Annotated in this window: 15 protein-coding genes; 13 read left to right on the forward strand and 2 right to left on the reverse strand. The window is 59.8% G+C overall.

Going from position 1 to position 22253, the window contains the following annotated elements; all coding sequences use genetic code 11:
• Nucleotides 1–15: 15 nt before the first annotated feature.
• The 13 genes from ACQK2L_RS30080 (at nt 16) to ACQK2L_RS30140 (ending at nt 18491) form a co-directional block, all read left to right on the forward strand.
• Nucleotides 16–1533 carry a PEP-CTERM sorting domain-containing protein gene (locus ACQK2L_RS30080; protein WP_425400755.1) on the forward strand — a complete coding sequence of 506 codons (1518 nt, stop codon included), beginning with the start codon at nt 16–18 and terminating at the stop codon, nt 1531–1533.
• Nucleotides 1534–1647: 114 nt separating this feature from the next.
• Nucleotides 1648–3573, forward strand: a complete 1926-nt coding sequence (locus ACQK2L_RS30085; RefSeq protein ID WP_425400756.1) for a glycoside hydrolase family 13 protein — start codon at nt 1648–1650, stop codon at nt 3571–3573.
• A 7-nt stretch (nt 3574–3580) separates the two neighbouring features.
• On the forward strand, nt 3581–5827 hold the full coding sequence (locus tag ACQK2L_RS30090; RefSeq protein ID WP_425400757.1) for an extracellular solute-binding protein: 2247 nt from the start codon (nt 3581–3583) through the stop codon (nt 5825–5827).
• A complete protein-coding gene (locus ACQK2L_RS30095) occupies nt 5828–6685 on the forward strand; it encodes a sugar ABC transporter permease (protein ID WP_425400758.1) in 858 nt (285 codons plus the stop codon).
• 44 nt (nt 6686–6729) lie between these two features.
• The gene (locus tag ACQK2L_RS30100; RefSeq protein WP_425400759.1) at nt 6730–7806 is read left to right on the forward strand and encodes an ABC transporter ATP-binding protein; all 1077 of its coding nucleotides are present in this window, start codon (nt 6730–6732) and stop codon (nt 7804–7806) included.
• Nucleotides 7807–7901: 95 nt separating this feature from the next.
• Nucleotides 7902–8279: a hypothetical protein gene (locus tag ACQK2L_RS30105; RefSeq protein WP_425400760.1), complete on the forward strand. Its 378-nt coding sequence runs from the start codon at nt 7902–7904 to the stop codon at nt 8277–8279.
• A gap of 351 nt (nt 8280–8630) precedes the next feature.
• Entirely contained in the window at nt 8631–9638 is a 1008-nt protein-coding gene (locus ACQK2L_RS30110) for an AAA family ATPase (protein WP_425400761.1), read from the forward strand.
• 53 nt (nt 9639–9691) lie between these two features.
• Nucleotides 9692–10552: a DUF58 domain-containing protein gene (locus ACQK2L_RS30115; RefSeq protein ID WP_425400762.1), complete on the forward strand. Its 861-nt coding sequence runs from the start codon at nt 9692–9694 to the stop codon at nt 10550–10552.
• Complete coding sequence (locus ACQK2L_RS30120) at nt 10549–11394, forward strand: hypothetical protein (RefSeq protein WP_425400763.1); 846 nt, start codon at nt 10549–10551, stop codon at nt 11392–11394. Before ACQK2L_RS30115 ends, ACQK2L_RS30120 begins: the two co-directional genes overlap by 4 nt.
• Nucleotides 11391–12314, forward strand: coding sequence for a vWA domain-containing protein (locus ACQK2L_RS30125; protein ID WP_425400764.1), 924 nt, complete (start codon nt 11391–11393; stop codon nt 12312–12314). Before ACQK2L_RS30120 ends, ACQK2L_RS30125 begins: the two co-directional genes overlap by 4 nt.
• Complete coding sequence (locus ACQK2L_RS30130) at nt 12308–13342, forward strand: vWA domain-containing protein (protein WP_425400765.1); 1035 nt, start codon at nt 12308–12310, stop codon at nt 13340–13342. The genes ACQK2L_RS30125 and ACQK2L_RS30130 overlap by 7 nt, the downstream gene beginning before the upstream one ends.
• Nucleotides 13343–13384: 42 nt before the next feature.
• Entirely contained in the window at nt 13385–14122 is a 738-nt protein-coding gene (locus ACQK2L_RS30135; protein WP_425400766.1) for a hypothetical protein, read from the forward strand.
• A gap of 28 nt (nt 14123–14150) precedes the next feature.
• Complete coding sequence (locus ACQK2L_RS30140; RefSeq protein ID WP_425400767.1) at nt 14151–18491, forward strand: hypothetical protein; 4341 nt, start codon at nt 14151–14153, stop codon at nt 18489–18491.
• Nucleotides 18492–18498: 7 nt separating this feature from the next.
• On the opposite strand, the gene ACQK2L_RS30145 is transcribed toward ACQK2L_RS30140, so the two are convergent.
• Both ACQK2L_RS30145 and ACQK2L_RS30150 read right to left on the reverse strand, forming a co-directional pair.
• The gene (locus tag ACQK2L_RS30145; RefSeq protein WP_425400768.1) at nt 18499–20340 is read right to left on the reverse strand and encodes a hypothetical protein; all 1842 of its coding nucleotides are present in this window, start codon (nt 20338–20340) and stop codon (nt 18499–18501) included.
• A gap of 5 nt (nt 20341–20345) precedes the next feature.
• The gene (locus ACQK2L_RS30150; protein WP_425400769.1) at nt 20346–22217 is read right to left on the reverse strand and encodes a sodium:solute symporter family protein; all 1872 of its coding nucleotides are present in this window, start codon (nt 22215–22217) and stop codon (nt 20346–20348) included.
• Nucleotides 22218–22253 lie beyond the last annotated feature (36 nt).

The raw sequence follows: 22253 nt of genomic DNA on the forward strand, positions 1-22253 counted from the left end.
CGAGAGGAAAATGAGATGAAGTACACGCGACTATTGGGTTTGTTTGCAGCACTCGCCGCCTGCCAGGCTTACGCGCAACCGGTGATGGACGGCAGTATTGTGGGTGATGAGGCGTTCTATGGGGCGGCCCTTTCGACTCAGAATACACGCACTCATTTTGGTGACAACAACAGTGACGATCCGGTTGTTACTGCCAACGGTGGATCGGAGATCAACCAGGTGTTTGGCCGGGTGGATAACGGACGGTTGTACATCATGATTACGGGCAACCTCGAACCGAACTTCAACAAGCTTGAAGTCTTCATCGACTCGGTTGCAGGCGGAGTCAATCAGCTCGACGGCGCCAACCTGCCCGCCAGCGTCGATGGATGGTGCTGTGGGCAAACCAATCCCAACAACCCAATTACTGGTGGAGCGCTTCAGTCGATGAACGGACTCTCGTTCGACGATGGGTTCGAGGCCGATCGCTACTTCACTTTCAGCAATGGCACCGAAGACGTTAACAACGACGATCCGGACGAGGAAACGTTGACCTTCTGGGCGGTTAATGCTCACTACGCCGACCTCACCCAGGGTGCCGCTGGCGACAGCCAAGCACTCGGTGTTCAATATGCACCGCGCGGATTGCCTCAAGTCTTGCGGAACCCCATGGATTACAACCGAGATGGCACCGTCAACCTCGCCGACTACCCTGTGTGGCGGAACAGCCTGGGAGCAGCCGGCGATGGGCTAGCGGCCGACGGTAACGGCGATGGAGTCGTGGACGGCGGAGACTACGACCACTGGAAGGCAAACTTCGGCACAGATGCATCCCTCGCTGGTGCTTCCTTCGTGCCTTCTTTCGACTTCCAATCAACCGAGCAACAACTGGCGAAAAACAACCTGTTGCCTGGGCTATCGCAGGGCCAACTTGTCGACCGCACCTACGCCATGGGAAGTGGCGGATGCACCGACGATGATGGAAATGGCTGCGTTGCCGAGGAGTTGGAATTCGTTCTCGACGTCGCTAGCGATGAAACCGACAACGGAAGCGACCATCGCAACTTCCTTAACACGATCGGTCTCGAGTTAGGAATCGACAATAGCAATACCCAGGGTGTCTGGGGCGCAGGGGAACCATCCTTTGCGCTCGTGGAAGGCGAAGACAATCCCGAAGCGGCGACCACTGGCATCGAGTTCAGTGTTCCCCTGTCTGCTCTTGGCAACCCAACGGGCGACATCAAGCTCGCGGCTTTCGTTAACAATGGCAGCCACAACTTCGCCTCAAACCAGTTCGCTGGCGACGGACTAGAAACCGATATCGAGATGTTCGGCAATGCAGGAGACCTTGAAGGCGATGCTTCGAACCTCGGCGGAACTCTATTCGGCAATCCACCGATATTCGACCTTGCTTTCATCGGCGGCGATCAATTTGTTACCATCCCCAACGCCAGCATGGCAATCGGTGCAGCGAATGTACCCGAGCCATCGTCCGTGTTGCTGATCGCGTTTGGTGGTCTGATCGGCGCAGCTTGCTTGCGTCGTCGTTCGTAGGATTTTTAGGAGGAACCTTGGGGTATGGGTGGCATTGTGCGAAATAGTTGCAAACCACGACAGCAATCGACAGCTGCGGCGCGGACTGAGAGATGCGGTCTGCTCGTGGTGCTCATGATCTCGCTGGCTGGTGGTTGCAACGGGCAGCCGCGCAATGATTCACCCAGCCCCGGTTCCTCCGACGACAAAACGCAAATTGCCAGCCGCACTCCTTCGCCGGAACAGTTACCTTCCAACGAGAAGTCGGCCACCATGCCCGATTGGGCACGCGGCGCGGTCTTCTATCAACTGTTCCCCGAGCGTTTCCGTAACGGCGACCCGTCGAACGATCCGACACGCGAGTCGCTTGAATTCCCCGAAAACGTGACCGACAAATGGGAAATTTCTCCCTGGACGGGGGATTGGTACGCGCGGGCCGAATGGGAAAAAGAGCGGGGCGAGGATTTCTACGAACAGGGCGTGTTCGATCGCCGTTACGGTGGCGACCTGGCGGGTGTACTCGACAAGCTGGAGTATCTCAAGCAACTGGGCGTCGAAGTCATCTACTTCAACCCCGTGTTCTACGCCAAGTCGCTGCACAAGTACGACGGCAACACCTACCACCACATCGATCCGTACTTCGGTCCCGATCCCGAAGGCGACCTGAAGATCATGAACCAGGAGACGTCCGATCCCACCACCTGGCATTGGACCGCCGCCGACAAGTTGATGCTCAAGCTGATCGAGGAAGCCCACGCCTTGGACATGCGGATCGTGGTCGATGGGGTGTTCAACCACACCGGGCGGGACTTCTTTGCGTTTGCCGACCTACGCAAAAACCAGGCCGACTCGCCTTACCGCGATTGGTACATCGTGCAATCATTCGACGACCCGGCTACGCCGCAGAACGAGTTCTCCTACAAAGGTTGGTGGGGTGTCGACACGTTGCCGGAATTCGCCGACAACCAGGCACGCGACAACCTGCATCCTGGCCCCAAGAAGTACATCTTCGATGCAACCCGTCGATGGATGGACCCCAACGGCGATGGCGACCCGCGAGACGGCATCGATGGCTGGCGTCTTGATGTTGCGGTCGAAGTGCCCAACGGCTTCTGGCGCGAATGGCACAAGGTGGTTCGCGACATCAACCCCGAAGCCTACACGGTGGCCGAGCACTGGCAGGACGCAGCCGAGTATCTGGCCGACTGTGGATTCTCGTCCACCATGAACTACCATGGCTTCGCTTACCCCGTGAAGGGCTACCTGATCGACGGCACCCTCTCGCCGTCCGATTTCGCGTCGATGGTAACAGAGCGAGGTGCGTCGTTTGACCGCCCGACCCAGGAAGGTCTGCTCTCGCTGATCGACTCTCACGACACGGATCGCGTCGCTTCGATGATCGTCAACCGCCCAGACGGACGGCCCTACGTGAACCCCGATCGCTTCGACTACGACATCGGCGAACGCGCCTCGGCGCGTCACTGGGACCAGTACGACGTACGCAAGCCCAACGACGAAGAGCGTCGCATTCAACGCATGGTAGCCTTGATGCAGATCACTTATCCCGGCGCGCCGATGTTCTACTACGGCACCGAATGCGGCATGTGGGGCGGCGACGATCCCGACGACCGCATGCCAATGTACTGGCAAGACCTAGCGCCCTACGATCCGCAGGCGGCCGATCCGCTCGGCCGTGAGCGCACGCCGGACCCAGTGGAACTCGACGAGCAACTGTGGAAGTTCTACCAATCGACCATGTGGCTGCGTCACCAGCTCGAGGAGCTGAAGACTGGCTCGTTCGAGGTCGTTGAGACCGACGACCAGGCGCAAGCTTTGGTGTTCAAGCGAAGTGGCGATCGGCGCGACGTGTACGTCTTCTTCAACCGTGGCTCGGAACCCTACCAGTTCGAGCACAAGTTGGGCGTCGGGCAGGTGTTCGAGACGTTCACCGCCTCGGGCGAGCCCGACAAAGTGAAGGTCCGCCACGAAGATGGTGTGCTCAAGGTGGAAATGCCGGCACTCGAAGCGGTGGTGGTACTGCATCGCCGCGATTTGCAGTGAGGACGCCATGACCGCCCGCGGGTTGTTGCTACTGCTGGCCGTGCTGGGCTGCTGGGGGTGCGGACGTTCGGACAAGTCGGTCGTCACCCTGTGGCATCAAATGCGCCCCGAAGACCGCGCGGTGCTCGACTCACAGATCGAGGAATTCGAACTCGAGCACGATGTCGAAGTCCGTGCGGTCTACAAAGAAACCGAAGAACTGCGCAGCGGACTTGAGTCGGCCGTGTTGGTAGGCGAGGGACCCGACATCGTGTATGGGCCCAGCGATCCGTTGGGCGTGTATCAGGCGATCGGTGCGCTGCAGGACCTATCGGATACTTACTCCGATGACCAGCTCGACGAGTTCGATCCCCAAGCCCTGGTGCGACTACCAGCTGCTGATGGCTCCGGCGAGCAACTCGTGATGATTGGCGATCGCTTCGGCAATCACCTGGCGTTGGTCTACAACCGCAACCAGGTCCCCACCCCCCCGCGCACCACTGACGAGCTCGTGGCTGCGGCCGTGGCCAACACGGTGGACGAAAACGGCGACGGACGCCCCGATCGCTACGGGCTGGTGTGGAACTACACCGAGCCCTTCTTCGTGGTGCCATTTATCACGGGCTACGGCGGTTGGGTATTCGAGGAAAACTCCGACCCCACGGCCACGCCCGTACCCGCGCTCGACACTCCAGAGGTGGTCGCGGGACTCGACTTCGTTTCTTCGCTGCGATCCAAGTACAAAGTGCTACCCAAGTCGGCCGATTACAACGCCGCGGACGAACTGTTCAAGGCGGGCAAGGCGGCCATGATCATCAATGGCGACTGGAGCTGGAACGGCTACCTGGAAACCGAAGGCATCGATGCGGCCGTGGCCCCGCTTCCCATCGTCAGTAGCACCGGCAAGCCAATGGCCCCGATGGTCGCACCGAAAGGCTACAGCATCAGCGTCGCTGCACGTGACGAGCGTTTGCAACTCGCCAAACAGCTGGTGAAGTTTCTCACCAGTGAGCAAACCCAAGAGCGATTCCTTACCGAACAGAAGATTTTGCCCTCGAGACTCGCCCTCCGCGACTCGCCGGAGGTGCGCGACGACCCGACACTAGTTGCCTCGCTCCAGCAGGTGGAAAATGGCCGACCCATGCCCACCACCACCGCCATCAGGGCGGTTTGGGACGGAATGCGGCCGGCGTACCAAGAGCTGATGGCCGGCAACATCGATGCGGCGGACGCAGCGCGGAAGATGCAGCGCGACTCGGTAGCAAACATCGCCACGCTCACTCAGCGGGTCGAGCCCGACGCCACGGCACCGCTTGTGTCGATCGCAGGCGTGGCGATCCTGATTGGTCTGGCTGTCTGGCAGTGGAGAGGTCTCGTGGCGTTGGTGGGCGACTTCAAGCACAACCGCTTAGCTTACCTGCTCGTGCTGCCGTCAGTGGGGCTGATCTTTCTCACCGTGTTGTTCCCGCTGGCATACAACGTGGTTCTGTCGTTCAGCAACATGTCGCTGTCGAAGTTTCGCGACTGGCAAATCGTCGGCCTTCACAACTACACGTCGCTATTGGGCGGCGAGCAAGCAGCCAAATTCTGGGGGGTATTCTTCAAGACGCTGGTGTGGACCGTCGTGAACGTCGTATGCCACGTGGTAATTGGGGTATTCCTGGCCGTGGTACTCAACGGACCCGTGCGCGGCAAAGCCTTGTACCGCGTGGCGCTAATCATCCCCTGGGCGGTACCGGCCTACATCACAGCCCTCACTTGGCGCGGCATGTTCGATCCTGAGTTCGGCGCGGTAAACCACGTGTTGCGGTTGGCGTACATTCCGCCGGTTAACTGGCTTTCCGACGCCCACGCGGCGTTCGCCGCTTGCATCATCACCAACGTGTGGCTGGGCTTTCCATTCATGATGGTGGTCGCCTTGGGCGGCCTGCAGGGCATACCCAAAGACCTGTACGAGGCAGCCCAGGTCGATCGTGCCTCACGGTGGCAACAGTTCTGGCACATTACCGTGCCGATGCTCCGCCCCGTGATGCTACCGGCCATCACGCTCGGCACCGTCTGGACGTTCAACAACTTGAATGTCATCTGGCTGGTGTCCAACGGCGGCGAACCGGCCGACCAGACGCACATCCTGGTGTCGTACGTTTACAAGGCAGTATTCAACCTCTACCAGTATGGCTACGGCGCGGCGCTCTCGATGGTGATTTTCCTCATGCTGCTCGTGTTCAGCGTGCTATTCCTGCAGCGCACCAAAGCCGCGGAGGCAGTTGCATAAATGGCCAGCCCATCCGCCCAATCCGGACTACGCGAACCGCTGCCGCTGACCGCCGCGCGCCACGCGGTGCTGTTGTTCTTCGTGGCAATCTCGCTCTGGCCGGTGATGGACGTCGTGGCCATCTCGCTGCGCCCGGGCGATCGGCTCCGAACAACTGAGTTCGAACTGCTGCCGTCCAATCCCACACTCGATTCGTACTACGAACTGTTGTTCGAGCAACCATTCCTGCTGTGGATGAGAAACTCGCTGATCGTGTCAGCCGCGGTCACGCTCACCGGCGTCGCGGTGGCTTCGATTGGCGGGTACGCCTTCAGTCGCTTTCGATTTGTCGGTCGGCAAGGGCTTATGATCTCGATCCTCACCACGCAGATGTTTCCCGCGACGATGCTGCTGTTGCCGCTGTACTTGATGATCGCCAAGCTTGGGCTAATCAACACGTTCTTGGGGCTCACGGTGTTCTATGTTTCCACCGCGCTGCCGTTCTGCGTGTGGCAGATGAAGGGCTTCTACGACACGATCCCCGCGTCGCTCGAAGAAGCCGCCCGCATCGATGGTTGCTCTCGCTGGCAGGCGTTCACGCGCGTGGTGTTGCCGCTAGCCGTGCCGGGGCTGGTGATCACGGCGCTGTTCAGCTTCATGACCGCCTGGAGCGAGTACATCGTCGCTGCCCAGGTGCTACAGGACACCGACATGTTTACGCTGCCGCTGGGGCTCAAGAGCTTCCAGGCGAGCATGTCGACCCAATGGGGCCTGTATGCCGCGGCCGCCATTTTGGTTAGCGTACCGGTGGTGGTTGTGTTTATCCTGTTGAGCAACTACCTGGTCGGCGGCCTAACCGTTGGCGGCGTGAAGGAATAGAAACACCTAAATACCCAAACACCTACTCACCTACCAAAACTCTCGTGGCTAGCGTTACCCTCCAAAACGTCAACAAGATCTACCCCAGCGGGTTCCACGCGGTGCACGACGTGGATCTCGACGTCGCCGACGGCGAATTCGTTGTCCTGGTCGGGCCGAGTGGTTGTGGCAAAAGCACCACGCTCCGCATGATTGCCGGACTGGAGGAAGTCTCGTCGGGCGATATCCATATCGGCGAGCGGTGCGTCAATCAGGTGCAGCCGGGCGATCGCGACATTGCCATGGTGTTTCAGAGCTACGCCCTGTATCCGCACATGACCGTGCGACAGAACATGGCGTTCGGCCTCAAAATGCGGGGCACAGCCAAGGACGAGATCGAGCGCCGTGTGATCGAAGCCGCCAAGTTGCTCGGCATCGAACAAATGCTCGAACGCCGCCCCCGAGAACTTTCCGGCGGCCAGCGGCAACGCGTCGCCGTGGGCCGAGCCATCGTCCGCGATCCGGCGGTGTTTCTGTTCGATGAACCGCTCTCGAACCTCGACGCCAAGCTTCGTGGGCAGATGCGTACCGAGTTGGCTGGACTGCACGAGCGACTCAAGGCCACCATGATTTACGTGACGCACGACCAGGTCGAGGCCATGACCCTAGGCGACCGGCTGGTGTTGATGAAGGATGGCGTCGTGCAGCAAATCGGCGCCCCACTCGAAGTGTACCAGCATCCAGCGAATCAATTCGTAGCCACGTTCATCGGCAGCCCGCCCATGAACCTCTTGCAAGGCAACCTCGCCAGCGGGCAGTTCCACTCCGCCGACCAACAGGCGACCTGGAAGCTGAATGGTCAGCCCGATGGCCCACTGGTGCTTGGCGTTCGTCCCGAAGACTTGCTCCCAGCTAGCAGCGACGAACCCGTCCTGGCAACCATCACGCCCGAACTGGTGGAGAATCTTGGGCACGAGGCCTTGGTTCACTTTTCGCTCGCTGGCGAGTCGCTGGTCGCCCGCATTCCCATCAATCGCGCTGTTGGTCTCGGCCATCAACTGCCGCTCACGATCCGCCCTGGTGCGGTTCGTCTGTTCGCCGACGACGAAGCGGGCCAGGCGATCGACTACTCCTCTGATTGATCGACCATGAAAGCCCACCTGTTCCGCCTGCAGTTGCTCTTGCTGATCACGCCGAGTGCGCTGCTGGCCCAGGAACCGATCAACATCGGCTTCCGATGCCGCTGCTGGACGAACGCGACATTCGCATGCAGATCAAGCTGCATAAACTGGCGCACAAGCAAACCTTCGGGCCGAATGTTCCTTACTCGACGGGCATCTTCCCGACCGAAACCGCGTTCAGCACGCGGATCATCCCCGTCCTGGTGGCCGAAGAACTCGAGTGGGCCATCGTCGACAACATCCACTTCGACTCCGCTATCAACAACGCAGGCGACGCAGTCCCCGGAGTCACCGCATCGGACTTCCAGGTGTGGAAGAGTCAGTTCGAGGCGAGCCTTGCCCAAGCCGCCTCGACAAGCAACGATTCGGTGCCCGCACCAGCTACCTGGATGCTCTTCGTCTTGGCCGCTGCTTGCTACCATTGCCGCCAGTAGCCGCGAATTTCGGGGAGTGAGTCTTTGCGCCATGGCGAATGACTACTGCGCAAATCTCCAGAGGACCGTTGGACGCTCCAAGGGGAACCTTAGTTCCCAACGAGTGCAATAATCTTCGAAGCTTCTCGGAAAGCAGAGTAGATTGCATCATCACGTCGAACCCGAGGACCTCACTCGGCGTATGAACCGCGGTCGTTGGCCCGGGGGCACCTCTGGAATTCGTTGTGACGGGCCACCGCATCGTTTAGAATCGAATTGTAGCGGCGTCTACCGGGGCATGAAAATTCTGCCCGCCGGCAGGGCCAGAGGACGTTGAAGTTCCGTTTTTGAAAAACCAGAAAGAGGCAGTGCATGTCGACGGTTGCCTGCGAAACGCAGACAGAATCCTTGGACGACACCATCGCATTCATCGACGCGATTCGCAAGCGAGTGGGCCAAGTGGTGGTTGGGCAAGACGTGGTGGTCGAGCGATTACTGATCGCCTTGTTCACCAGCGGTCACATCCTGCTGCAAGGCGTGCCCGGTATTGCCAAGACACTGCTGGCATCGACGCTCTCGAAGGCCATTCATCTGCAGTTCAGCCGCATTCAGTTCACCATCGACCTGTTACCTTCCGACATCCTGGGCTCGGAGATCCTCGATCAACAGACCGGCACCTTCCGCACGCACCAAGGGCCGATCTTCACCAACCTGCTGTTGGCCGATGAAATCAACCGCGCCGCCCCCAAGGTGCAAAGCGCGATGCTCGAGGCCATGCAGGAACGCAAGGTAACGATCGGCAACACCGCCTATCCGCTGCCTACTCCGTTCCTGGTAATCGCCACACAGAACCCGGTGGAGCAATCTGGAACGTTCGAACTGCCTGAAGCGCAGCTCGACCGCTTCATGCTGCTGCATCGACTGAGTTATCCCGATCCGGAACACGAGCGTGAGATCCTGCGCCGCAACATGGCGCTCGGCATTCGCCGCGAAGGCGACGGAGCCGTGGCGCGGAGCGAGTTCGACGCCATTGGCGACGAGCCGGTCGGCGACGCCAACATGCTGGTCGACGCCATGCACGCGGTGCACGCGGTTCACGTGAGCGGCACGTTCCTCGAGCATGTGATCGAAATCGTCGATCGCACGCGGCACCATCCCGATCTGGAACTCGGCTGCAGCCCCCGCGCCGGCATCGCAATGGTCAAGGCCGCCAGAGCCAGGGCGCTCATACACGGTCGCACCTACGTAACGCCCGAAGATCTATACAACCTGGCTGAGGATGTCATCCTGCACCGCATCCGACCCAACTACGAAGCACTGGCCGAAGGCCGTACCGCTTCTACCGCGTTGGAAGAGATCCTCAGCGAAGTCTCCGCTTAGCACTTCATTCGGCTCCGACTACTAACGAATCATTCCACGGCAAGGAACCGCACTTGGAATCCACGCTGATAGATATCGAACCACTGGATTCACGGCAGTTCGTGATTGCAGTGAAGCGACTGGCCACGAGCCTAAGCTACGGCAACGACCGCTCGCCGTTTCTGGGTTCCGGGCTCGAATACGCCCAAAGTCGGCCTTATCAGTATGGCGATCCGATTCGCAGCATCGACTGGCGCGTCACCGCCCGGGCGGGAAAGGTGTTCGTCAAGGAGTACGAAGCGCCGAAGCGGCTGCCGTGCTACTTGATGGTCGACACGTCGGCCTCGATGACCGTCAGCAGCCACTCGCCGAGCAAGTATTGGATGGCCGTTCACATCGCCGGCGGAATCGCCTTCGCCTGCCTCGATCGGGCGAGCCCCGTGGGCGTGGTGGGTGTCGGCGGTCGCAAGCTTCGCATCGAACCAAGTCTATCGAAGACACAAGTCATGCAGTGGTTCCACCACCTGCGGCACTATCGCTATGACGAACCCACCACGTTGGGACTCCGCATCGCGCAGTTGGTTCCCAGACTCTCCGGAACGTCGCTCGTGATCGTCCTGAGCGACCTGCACGACCCATGGGCGGTGCCGGCGCTAAAGCAACTTTCCGAGAAACACGATGTCGCCGTCTTACAGCTACAAGACCCCGCAGAGCGCGGTGTCCGCCGCGCCGGGTTCGTGCGTGCAGGCGAAGCGGAGACCGGCAAGCAGTTCGCCACTCGCTCAGGCCGCCACTGGGTTTCGCACAACGACGCAGCCGAGCAACTCAAACGCAGCGGCATCGATCACCTGGTGCTGCCCACCGATCGCCCGTTCGTGCATCATCTGCGGAATTTTTTCCGCGCACGCGACCTGCTGGGAAGGGGTGCACGATGAACAAACTCTGTTACCCGTTGATGTTGGTGATGCTCGCAGCGCTGCCTTCGTACGCGGCCGAAGAGGAGCCGACGCCCGCAACGTCGGTCGGCATGCCGGCGACGATCGAAGAGCAAGTGCTGCCCGGCCCCGAACTCGAAGTCAAACCGCTGGAAGATCGCGACGCGCCGTTTGTGCTGCGAATTGTTGAGTTGTTCCCGCACGGCAGTTCGCACCGCTACACGTTCGAGTACTATGCCCTGGAGCCGGGCGAATACAACCTGACCGACTATCTGCAGCCGATCGGCGGAGCCGAGCCGGCGGAGCTGCCCGACTTTCTCGTCACAGTCAAACCAATCCTGCCGCCAGGGCAGGTTGAGCCCAACGCACTCGAGCCGGCCGGGCTACCACACTTGGGATGGTATTGGTTGTGGGTGGTGCTGGGCGCGATCCTGTGGCTGGCGGCCGGTTATGCCATCCTGTTCGTAGGGCGCAAGAAGCCTGTCGACGCCCAAGCGGCGGAACAGGCCCAGCCCAAGACGCTGGCCGACCGACTGCGACCAGCCATCGAGGCCGCGGTAGCCGGCAGACTCTCGGAACCCGAACTGGCCCAACTGGAACGTGGGCTGTTCGCGTTTTGGCGTGACCGCTTGGGCCTTAACGACCTGACCGCCGCCGAAGCAATGCGCAGAGTGCTCGACCACCCCGAGGGTGGGCAACTCGTCCGGCAACTCGAGGCCTGGCTGCACCAACCGGAATCCAACGGCGACGTGGACGTAGCCAGTCTGCTCGCCCCGTATCGCAATATGCCGGCCGACGCGATGACCGAGGAAATTGGCTCGCAGGAGGCCGTTGGCGCATGAGTTTCCGCCTCTACTGGCCGCTGATTGTGCTGTTGCTGGTGATTCCAGTCATTATTCTGGTGTGGCAGTGGCGCCGCCGTGGCCGCAATGTGGTGATGCCGTTCGACCATGGCCAGGAAGGCACCGGTTTTTGGCTGCGACTGCTGTTGAACTCGGCCGCCTCGCTACCGGCGTTGGTTCTGGCCGTGGTGATCCTGATCCTTTCCGGGCCGACACGACTGAAAGAGCCCGAGGTAAAACGCAAACTGACGAACATCGAGTTTTGCGTCGATGTCTCTGGCAGCATGACGGCCACCATGGGAGAAGGAGATCGCTACGACGCTTCCATGCAAGCAATCGACGAATTCCTCGAAGCGCGTCAGGGCGATGCGTTCGGACTCACGTTCTTCGGCAACTCGGTCATGCACTGGGTGCCGATCACCACCGACGCCTCGGCAATCCGCCAGTCTCCCCCGTTCATGCGTCCTGGGCGGCTTCCCAGCCAGTCATTCGGTGGCACCGAGATCGGACGGGCGCTGCTCGCCTGTCGGAAACGCTTGATAGATACCGAGAGCGGCGATCGGATGATCCTGCTGGTCTCCGATGGTATGAGCGCCGACCTGGGCGGGGGAAGGGACATCGAAGTTGCCAACAAACTCAAGGGCGATAACATCATCGTCTACGCAATACACATATCTACCGGCGAGGTGCCGGACGCCATCATCAACATTACATCGCTAACCGGCGGCGAAGCGTTTGCGGCCGGCGATGTGGAAGGACTGAAGTCCATCTTCGCCAGTATCGATGGAATGCAGCAGGCCGAAATGGAACGCACTGCCGCCGACGCAGTGGACTACTACCAGCCGTTTGCGATTGTTGGCCTGTCGTTAGTTGGATTGAGCCTCGTTTGTTCTTTGGGACTACGCTATACGCCATGGTAGCTGAGCTTGCAGCACTGATCGCCCTGATGGTCGCCCTGGCGGCCGAGGCGTTGCATTGGCAACGCACGCGGCGGATTGCGCGGTTGGCGTTCGGTCCTTACACGACTCCTCGCTTATGGGCGCGGTGGGTACCGCTGCTCGCCGCAATGTCGGTGGCTGCGGTGGTGTGGGGACTCACCACGCTGATGACCATCGAGCCCAAGACACACACTACGCACACCATCGCCGATGGCGAACTGAAGCACTTGGTGCTAGTGCTCGACGTCTCTCCGAGCATGCTGTTGGTCGATGCTGGCCCCGATGGCAAGCAAAGCCGCCGGCAGCGGGTCGACTCGCTGATGAAGTCGTTCTTCGAGCGGGTGCAACTTCCCAACTATCGAACGTCGGTCGTGGCGGTTTACAACGGCGCGAAACCAGTGGTGATCGACACCAAGGATCGTGAAGTGATCAGCAACATCCTGGAAGACCTGCCGCTGCACTTTGCGTTCAACATCGGAAAAACCGATTTGTTTTCGGGTCTCGGCGAAGCGGCCGAAATCGTCAAGAACTTCGAACCCAAGTCGACGACGCTAATGCTGCTGAGCGATGGCGACAGCGTGCCATCCACCGGCATGCCGGAGATGCCCGCCTCGGTGGAGCACGTGATCGTCGTCGGAGTGGGTGACCCGGTGAGCGGGAAGTTCATCGCAGGAAGTCAAAGCAGGCAAGATGCGTCCACCTTGCGGCAGATTGCCCTGCGACTGGGTGGTGTCTACCACGACGGCAACGAAAAACACCTGAGCACCGACCTGATTCGCACTATTGCTTCCAGCGACTCCGAAAGCGTCCTGAAAAAGCTGACTCGCCGCGAGTTTGCCCTGATTGCCTGCGGAGTGGGAGCCACGCTGTGTGCGGTGCTGCCGCTGTTGCTGCACTATTTCGGCACCGCGTGGCGGCCTGGTGTGCTGCAAACGACTGCTGCGAGCGCAAATTCGACTCCGCGGGTTCGTCGGAAAGTTCATCGACGCGCGCCGGCTACTCCCCTATAATCACGAAGTCTCGCCCGAACGCCCTCGAAAAGGAGATCACTCATGCGAATCGCAATGCTGCTTGCCTGGATCGCTGTGCCCGTGGCTTTCGCCTTCTACCACTTTGGGCCCGGGCAGGAAGCCGCGGAGAATGCTCAAGCTGGCGCCAACCTTCGCTTGGCATCCTTTCAATCAACTCAGGAAGACTGGGCGGCGGTCGACGCGCACTGTAGCGAAGCGCTTGCGTTGCTGAAGTCCGAGGATCCAACGGTTGAACAACGCATTCGTCTTGAGCGAGCCAAGGCACGCTTGTTGTCGAAACAACTCCCGGCCGCCTACAACGACTTGACAGCATTGCTCGAAGAACTGGAGTCCGACGACAAGGCCGATGCTCAGGTGTTGGAACAGACTCGCGCGGCAATGGCTTCGGCCGAGTACTACCTGACGTGGCTGCTGCGATTGGAAGGCGCGCCCCGCGATATGTGGGAACTTGAAATCGAGGCCGCGCGTCAAAAGTACCGCCTGCTCGCTGAGCAAGCCACCGAAGCGGGCGACCAAGAAGCTGCCGACCAGTACACCGAAGACCTGGAGGCGGCCATTCGCCTGGCTCGCATGGATCTGAGCGAACTGGAAGCGCTCGACCTGCCTTGCCAGTGCAAAGGATGCTGTGGTGGAAACTGCAACTGCAAGGGCAAGAAGCCAGGCAAAGGGAAAGGAAAGGGCAAGGGAAATGGCAAGAAGAAGCCGCAGGACGCCCGAGGCGCTAGCTCCGGCCCACCCGCCGATGGCATTGGCTCCTAATGGAGTCGAAGTGCGACAACCTACCTAGATGACACGCAACGCCAAGGTCGAGTTCGAGCAACCGCCCTTGGCGTTGCAATTACCCGTGTTTTGCATGGCCAAGAAGAGTAACCCGATGAATCAACGCGTCGCTGGTTTAACGATCGCCTTGACACTGCTCCTGACAGCCTCGCAGTGCGAGCTTGCATGGGGGCAACCGACTCCCGTCCTTGCGCCTCGGGCGCGCGTGATGCAAGTGCAAGTGAACGGTTCGCCGGCTGTAATTCAGGTGGTGGAAGAGGATCCTTTTGGCATGCCATCTGAACCCGCAGCGGTAGAGCCTGCTGCAGAAGGTTCGGAGGACGCTCAGAAGGCCGCCCAAGAGCAGCAGGAAAAACAGCAGCGACTGCAGAAGATTCAACAACTGCAATTCGATCGCCGGCCCTCCACTATGTTGATCGTGTGGAAGCAGTTCGAGTTGGAAAAACTCAAGCCGGCGGAAGAGGAAGAGACGGAGGAAGGGGCGACCGAAGCGGACGACGCCGAAGAATCTGAGGAAGACTCCAATCCAACCAAAGACAAGGAAGCGGAGCCCGCTAGCGAAGCCGAGAAAGCAACCAAGGCCGAGGAGGGGTCAGCCGGCGATAAGGAAGCTACTGCGGAGGCGGGGGAAGAGCCCACAGCCGCATCCACGGATGAGCAGATGACCAAGCAGACTGCGACCAAGGACAAAGATGGGGCGGCCGACGAGGCAGCGACCGAGGCGTCGGATAGCTCGACCGACGAATCAGGTGAAGCAGATCAAGAAGACAAGGCGGAAGAGAAAAACGCCGCAAAAGATGATGAGTCAGAGAAAGAGGCATCTGGCGAAGGCGAAACGGCAGACAACGAGGGAGAAAAAAAGTCGGAAGAAGGTAAAGAGGAAGAAGAGAAAAAGGAAGAGAAAGAAGACAAAGGCCCCGACTTCGACAAACAGCTCGCCGACTTGCGTCGGAACGTGACGCTGGGGCGTTGGCCGCAGGTCAATCAGTTCATCGAGAGCCTCTCAGAAGATGAAGCAAAGGCTGTCTTCAAGCAAATCGTCCGTTCGCTGGCCAGTCCGCCTAACCAACCTGCGATGGTCGTTTCTCCGGACGGCCAGAATATGGTGCCGGTACCTAATCAGCGGGGCGCACAACCCGAGCTGAACGTGATGACCTCCGACGACCTACTGGCCATCGCGCGGCTTGCGCCGGCGGAGCTGGAAGACGACGACATCAGCATGCTGGCGCAGTTGGTCAATGTATACAAGCAGAATGGCTACATGGTCGAAGCGCTGATCGAGCGACTCGCGGAAGAAGTGAAGCTGCCGGAGGAACAACGTGCGCTCAACAGCTCGCAGGTAGCCGGACTGCTCATCCAAACGGGCCTCACTTTGAAGGCCAAAGACTTTCTGCCATCGGTGGAGGAGGCGGTCGAGAATAAGCAGCACAAGGAACTAATCCAACTCTCCAAGTACTACTACGCGTTGTATCGCGAAGACCACCGCATCGAAGACCTGGAGAAGGCGTGGCAAACGGTGCAGGAAATCCTCTCCGCCGAGGAAGTGGAGGAGGCACAGCAGAACCAGGCGCTGATGCGGGCGGTGGACCTGGCCCCACAGGTTCGCGACACGCTGGGCCAACAGTGGCTCGCCGACGCGTTCAAAAACGCCAACGAGCGTGGTATCGAGATCCTCTCAACCATCGGCAACCAGGCCGCTACTGGATTGCAGGCCAGGGTGCACGACCCCACGAAGCGACTAGAGATACTCCGGCTGCAGTCCACGGCCGTCGAAGCCCTGGTTGAAGCATCGCCCGAGGTGGCCAAGAGTTGGCAGGACAAGCTAACCTTACTGGCAGCAGTCTGGTTGCGGGAAGCGCAGGTGTCCTACCAATACGACACCTCGGTGTCTCTCGGCCCTGCCCTGCAGCGCGACATGTACGGCAACTTCTTCTATTTCGATATGAACGGCATGTCGCGTCCACGCAACAACAACCAACCGAACCCGATTCCGGTTGGCGAGGTGCTGAAGGTCAAACCGAGCGACGTTTGGCTGGAGTACGTCGCCGAAGGCCTAAAGCCGCAAATGGAAAAGCAAGTCGCGCAGCTCTTGCTAAAAGTGAACGAAGAGGACGCGGCATTCCCGTACATCGAGCGCCTGGCAAACTCGCACCCCAAGGTGGCGGACAGTCTGGTCAGCGAGTTCCTTCGCATTTGGACCGATAACCACGACCCGAACTCCTCCCGCAATCGCACAAACAGCTACATGTTCATGTACGGCTACGAGCGTCGTGCGGAGAGCATCCCTCTCACTCGTTCGAAGCAAGAGCGGAATCTCGAAGAACTATCGGCACTGGTAAAGCGGCTAAACGACCTGCCGCTGGAAGACGTGGACGAACAGCAACTGGTGCGGGCGTTTACGACGTGCCATAGTTCGGCCGAGGTGTATCAACTGGACGCCATTGCCAAGGTATTCGGCCCGCTGGAGTCGTTGGAGCCAAAGACACTCGCGGCGCTCGGCCAGCAGATGCGGAGCAACCTGGTAGGTATGTGGCGGATGCCAACCACGCAGAAGGACGCCAAAACCAAGCGCAAGCAGAAAGACATCGCTGCGGAAGTGGAGCGAGGCTACCAAGTGGCCTTGGCCGTGGTGGACGGTGGCTTGGCGACCCACCCAGAGGATTGGTCGCTGGTGCTGGCCAAAGCGTCCATTCTGCACGACGCGAACGACTATCGCCGCACCATCGCGCCCGACTCGAAGTTCGTCGCCCGCCAGGAGAACGCTTTCGGCGGCTTCCAACGCGCGGCCGAATTGTACTCGGGCACCGTGGGCGACATTCGCGAAGACGAGGAAACCACTAGACCGTTCGAAGTGTGGTACTACGCCAGCATGGGGGCCTGCGATCCGCAGCGATTGGATCAGAACAAACCGAAGGACCCCAAGCAACTCGCGCTGATTCGCGAGGCCATCCTGGCATTACCGGGCGAGGCCGCCCAGCGGCACATGGACAGCTTCGCCAATTCGCTGTTCACCCGCATGAGTTCGATCAAACCCGCCCTGAAGTACCGTTACCTGGAAAGCGGGTTGTCGATTGTCGGCGACAACGAGCGAGCCGGTGAAGCCCGCAAGATATTCGACTACTATTCCGATCTGGTGACCGAGATTTCGCTCGAAACGAAGATCGATGGCGACGACGTGGTGGGTCACGAGAAGCCATTTGGCGTGTTTGTGAATCTCGTCCACACTCGCGAGATCGAGCGCGAGTCGGGTGGGTTCTCTCGATACTTGCAGAACCAGAATAACGGCAGTCGCTACTACTACAACTATGGCCGCCCGCTGGAGAACTACCGCGACAAGTTCGAAGAGCAAGTCGTATCGACAGTCGGCGACAACTTCGAGGTGCTCTCGGTAACGTTCCAGACCGAGGACGTCAATTCGAGGTCGCTACCGGAGTACGGGTGGCGTTACACGCCGTACGCGTACGTGCTGCTGAAAGCGAAGGGGCCGGAGGTCGACAAACTACCGGCGTTGCAGTTGGACCTCGACTTTCTCGACACGTCGGGCTACGTGGTGATACCGATCGCATCGTCGCCGCTACCCGTCGACGCCAGCGCCACGCAGCGTCAACCACGCCCGGCCGATCACATTGCGATCACGCAGACACTGGACGAGCGAGAAGCCGCCGACGGCAAGCTAATCCTCGAGGTGAAGGCCTCCTCGCAAGGCTTGGTGCCCGAACTGGACGAGTTGCTGGCCGTGGAGCCAGAGCAGTTCCACGTGGTGGAGGTGGAGGATGAAGGACTCTCCGTTTCGCGATTCGATCCCGACAGCCCCAAGAACCTTATCCTCTCGGAGCGAACGTGGTTGGTGTCGATGCAAGCGAAGGAAGGCCTGTCGGCGCCGCCCGAGAAGTTTGAATTTGCCGAACCGAAGGTGGAAGTTACCGAATCGCTATACCAGCGCTACGACGATGCGGACCTCTTGGCCGTCGAACCGGTGATCGACCTGGAAGCGACCTACGCGTCGGAGGGACCCTCGAAGTGGTGGTGGATCGGGGGCGTGGGCCTGCTAGTGCTATTGGCCATTGGTGCAATCGTTGCTCTAGCGCAAGGTCAGCCTGAGGTGGCAGCGAATAACGAGTTCGCTGTGCCCGACCGCATCACACCGTTTACGGTGCTCGGCCTGCTGGATCGCATCGAGTCGCGCAATGGCATCGACGACAAGAAGCGGCAGGAACTGCGGCAATCGAGGTCGCTGATCGAGCAATTCTACTTTGAGGAGGGCGACGCACCCGAGCCCAATTTGGAGGAGATCGCGCAAAGTTGGTCGCGCCAGGCCAAACCTCGCCTTGGCAACAACGGTCGCTAGCGGCTGCTCATCGAGCTGAGTAACGGATTTCGATGCGGCTGAGTTGCACCTCGTCGGGGCAAGAGATGCGAATACGTCGCGTCCCGGCAGGCATATCTGCAGCGGTGACCAGCACCGGCGTAAGGTAGCCGTAGTCGCCCGCTTCGGCACGACCACGCTGGATGTCCAACTTCAGCTCTGCACTCGAGCCCGATGCGTCCACCGCAACGATGTTGGGCGTTGCAGTGGGAACGGCCGAGAACAACAAGAGCCGAACCTGCTCAATGTCGCCCGACAGTTCATACTCGACAGTCGAGCCGGGCACCAAGCGGAGACGATGAATGTCTTCTTGCACCTTGCGAGCGTCGTTGCTACAGAAGGTGTGCTCGCCATCGATACGAGCGGCCTGCGATGCGTCGGCAAATTCGTCGACCAACGTCTTGCAGTTTACCGGCACGGGGCCGACGACATTCGAAGGGGGAGAAGTTCCACTCGCGTTGCGTGCGATCACTCGGTACCAATACGAGTTGCCCGGAATCGCCGAGGTGTCGTTGAACAGCGGTCGGTACTGCACCGCAGCGTCGCTGACGTTGTGGGCGATCGTCTGCCACTCACCGGAGGCTGACTCCGCGCGCTGAATGTCGTACCCGCTAGCTCCGGCCGCTCCTTGCCACGAAATGCGGGCTGCGTCGTCGATGGGCAACAACTGCGGGGCGTTGGGCGCAGCAATAGGTGGAGGTTCCTGGCCACGGATGCCGAACGCGGCGTTGCGGATCATCGGCAGCACCAAGTGCTCGCGATAGGGCTCGCCCGATGCAAAACCGGGCCAGTGGTAGGCTTTGAACAGGTCGCCGCCGCTGGGCTCATGATGCCAGTAGAAGCCGCCGTCGCGTCGGTGGAATCGCAAACTCCAATACAATGCACCCGACACGCTGTGTTCCGCCACTGCGTCGAGCATCCGTTGCGACTCTTCGACGCCGACAAAGCCAAACTCGCCCACGAAATACGCCTTCTTACCCGCCACTTCTCTAGTGGCGGCAATCACCGACGCTGCGTTGTTGTTACCCACGTTGGGATAGTGATGCGTGGTCACGACGTCGATGTTCGGATCGTCGAGCGATGCGTGAGGAATCCCATGCAGCGATCGCCCGTCGATCACCAGATGATTCGGGTCGAGGCTCTTGATTAGCGCAGCGGTCTTGGCGGTCCACTCGGGCGGTGCGTCGAGTTCGTTGCCGGTTTCCCAGCCGAGGATTGTGGGATCGTCCCGGTAGAGTACTCCAGTAACGGTGTTGCGGCGGTTGATAATGTAGCGGACCGTCTGACTGTAGTCGTCGAACAACTGCGGATCGGTCCAAAACTCCTTCGGCTGTTTGCCACGAAACGCCGCGTACTGTTCGATGCCACCCTGCCACCGCCAGTTGTCGACCAAGGGAATGATGAGCCGCACCTGCTTTTCGCGGGCGATAGCTAGCGCCAGATCGAGTGTGCGGAACGCCTCCTCGTTGAACTTGCCAGGCGCGAGCACGTGGACATGCTGACCCATGTCGCCATCGTCGCGACGGACCGTAATCACGTAGGGTCGAACCACCGTGCCGCCCATCTGCCGCACCGACTCCAACGCGTCGGTCAATTCGAACTTGTCGGGCCACCGCCACGGAGCGTCGCCCAGGAACTCGAAGGCGTCTTCAATCACCAGCAGATTGGGAATGTTCCACGAAACAAATCGAAACTCACCCTGGTGGTCGTAGAGCTTGCCACCTTCGTGCCTGATGAAGTCGAACGGTTCATCAGCGGCAGCAACAGGGGCCGTCGTCGCCACGAAGAGCGACAGGAACAAGCCGATGAGAATGCTTGGATGAACGAACATGTTTGCTAGCTTTCTCCGGCAGGAGACAGATTCACTTCGTCAGGATAGTCGACGATGCGATTGTACCAATTCTGCTTCAAGAATATCGAAGTCGCGATAACGACCACTACCGAATAGGTCAGCGCGGTGTATTGTTGAAGCACCAGAAAGATGCCGGTCACGGTGAGCGCAGTTTGCCAGGCAATGCCAACGACTACGTTCACCGCATCCCGGGCGAATGAGCGATTCGCGTTGAGATCGGGATACTCGCTCAGCAGCTGGTCATGAATCGGGCGCCACCAGCCCCAGGGACGTACTCGGAGGTAGAACTGCTTCAGCACCTGCTCTTCGTCTGGATCCGTGGTGAGGCTTCCCGCTACGCTGCCCACAAGTGAGATCAACAGGATCACCGGGAACAGGTAGATGGTGGGAACGCTCTCAATCCACCCCTGGTCGGCCATCCACGCAGCACCGCCCGGCACCAATGCCGAGGCAAGGATGCCGGTGATCATTCCCCAGAAGTAACCCCAACTGTTAAACCGCCACCAGTGCCACTTCAGCACGTTAGCAGCGATGTAACCACCATACAGAGCGCCGACGATCCACTGTACGATGTCGTTGAGATTCTGAACCAGGAAGCCAAACAGTGTGCCCAGCACCACGACGATCAACGAAACCACGTAGCTCAACCGGACATAGGTCTTCTCCGGCGCGTCGGCTTTGATGTAACGCTTGTAGACGTCGTTGACGATGTACGCCGGCGCCGCGTTTACCGTGGCGGCATAAGTCGACATAAAGGCCGCCAGCAGGGCCGAGAACAACAGGCCAAACAGCCCCACCGGAACACGCTCCATGGCCATGGGCAGGATCAGCTCAAAATCCACGTCGCTGCCCATTTCGCGAAGTTCGCCCATGAATAACGCCAGCGCCAGCACAGTGAGTCCTGTGATCAGCATATAGCGAGGCACAAGCAGCACGAGACTCACTAAGCCGCTCATCAGCGCGGCTTCGCGCGGGGTGCGCGCCGAGAGAACCCGCTGCATGTCGTAGTTGGGCGCGGGCCCCGCCATGCTGTTCAACACGCCCTTGAACAGCATCATCATGAAGAACGCCCCGAACATGGTCCAACCATCGGAGGCGATCTTCTCATTGGCCGCCAACATCCGCCCCGACCAGTCGAGGTCCAAGTTCCAGCCAAACCACAGGCTGTGCCACCCCTCCGGCACGGCTGCTGAAATTACATCGGGCGAGACTTGCTGCATCGCGATCACGCCCACCCAGATGCAGGCAATCGTCATGATCACGAACTGCAGCACTTCGGTGAACACGACGCTGAACATACCCCCCTTGACCACATAGATCGTGGTGAGCGCGGTGATTGCCAATCCGTACAGGTTCGCGTTCGTCGTGGGATCGGTGGCCAACTGCCAAGGCAGGAACGTGGCGGCGAACTTGCCAATGCCAATGAACCCGTAGGCCAAGAAACCGATGACGTTAATCAGCGCGAAGGCAACCACGACCAGATGCGCCAGTTGGGCTCCGCGACTATCGCCAAACCGAAAGCGAATCCACTCCGCCCCGGTCATCACTCCGGAACGGCGCAACCAGATCGACAGATAGACCATCATGAATATCTGGTTGAACACCGGCCACAACCAGGGAATCCAAGCGCTCTTCACGCCGTAGACGAACAGCAGATAAACCATCCACATGGTCCCGCTGATGTCGAACATGCCCGAAGCGTTGGACAGCCCCAGCATGTACCAGGGAATCTGGTTGCCACCCAAGAAGTAGTTGCCCATGCTCTTCGACGCGCGGCGGGAAATCCACACACCGATGGCCACCGTCGAGAGCAAGTAAACAACGAGAATCCCGAGATCGATGGGATGAAAGCCCATAACAATCCTCTAAAGATTCTCGTAGTCGAGGTTCGA

Origin of the sequence: Aeoliella sp. (assembly GCF_965227375.1) — a bacterium.
Taxonomy (GTDB): Bacteria; Planctomycetota; Planctomycetia; order Pirellulales; family Lacipirellulaceae; genus Aeoliella.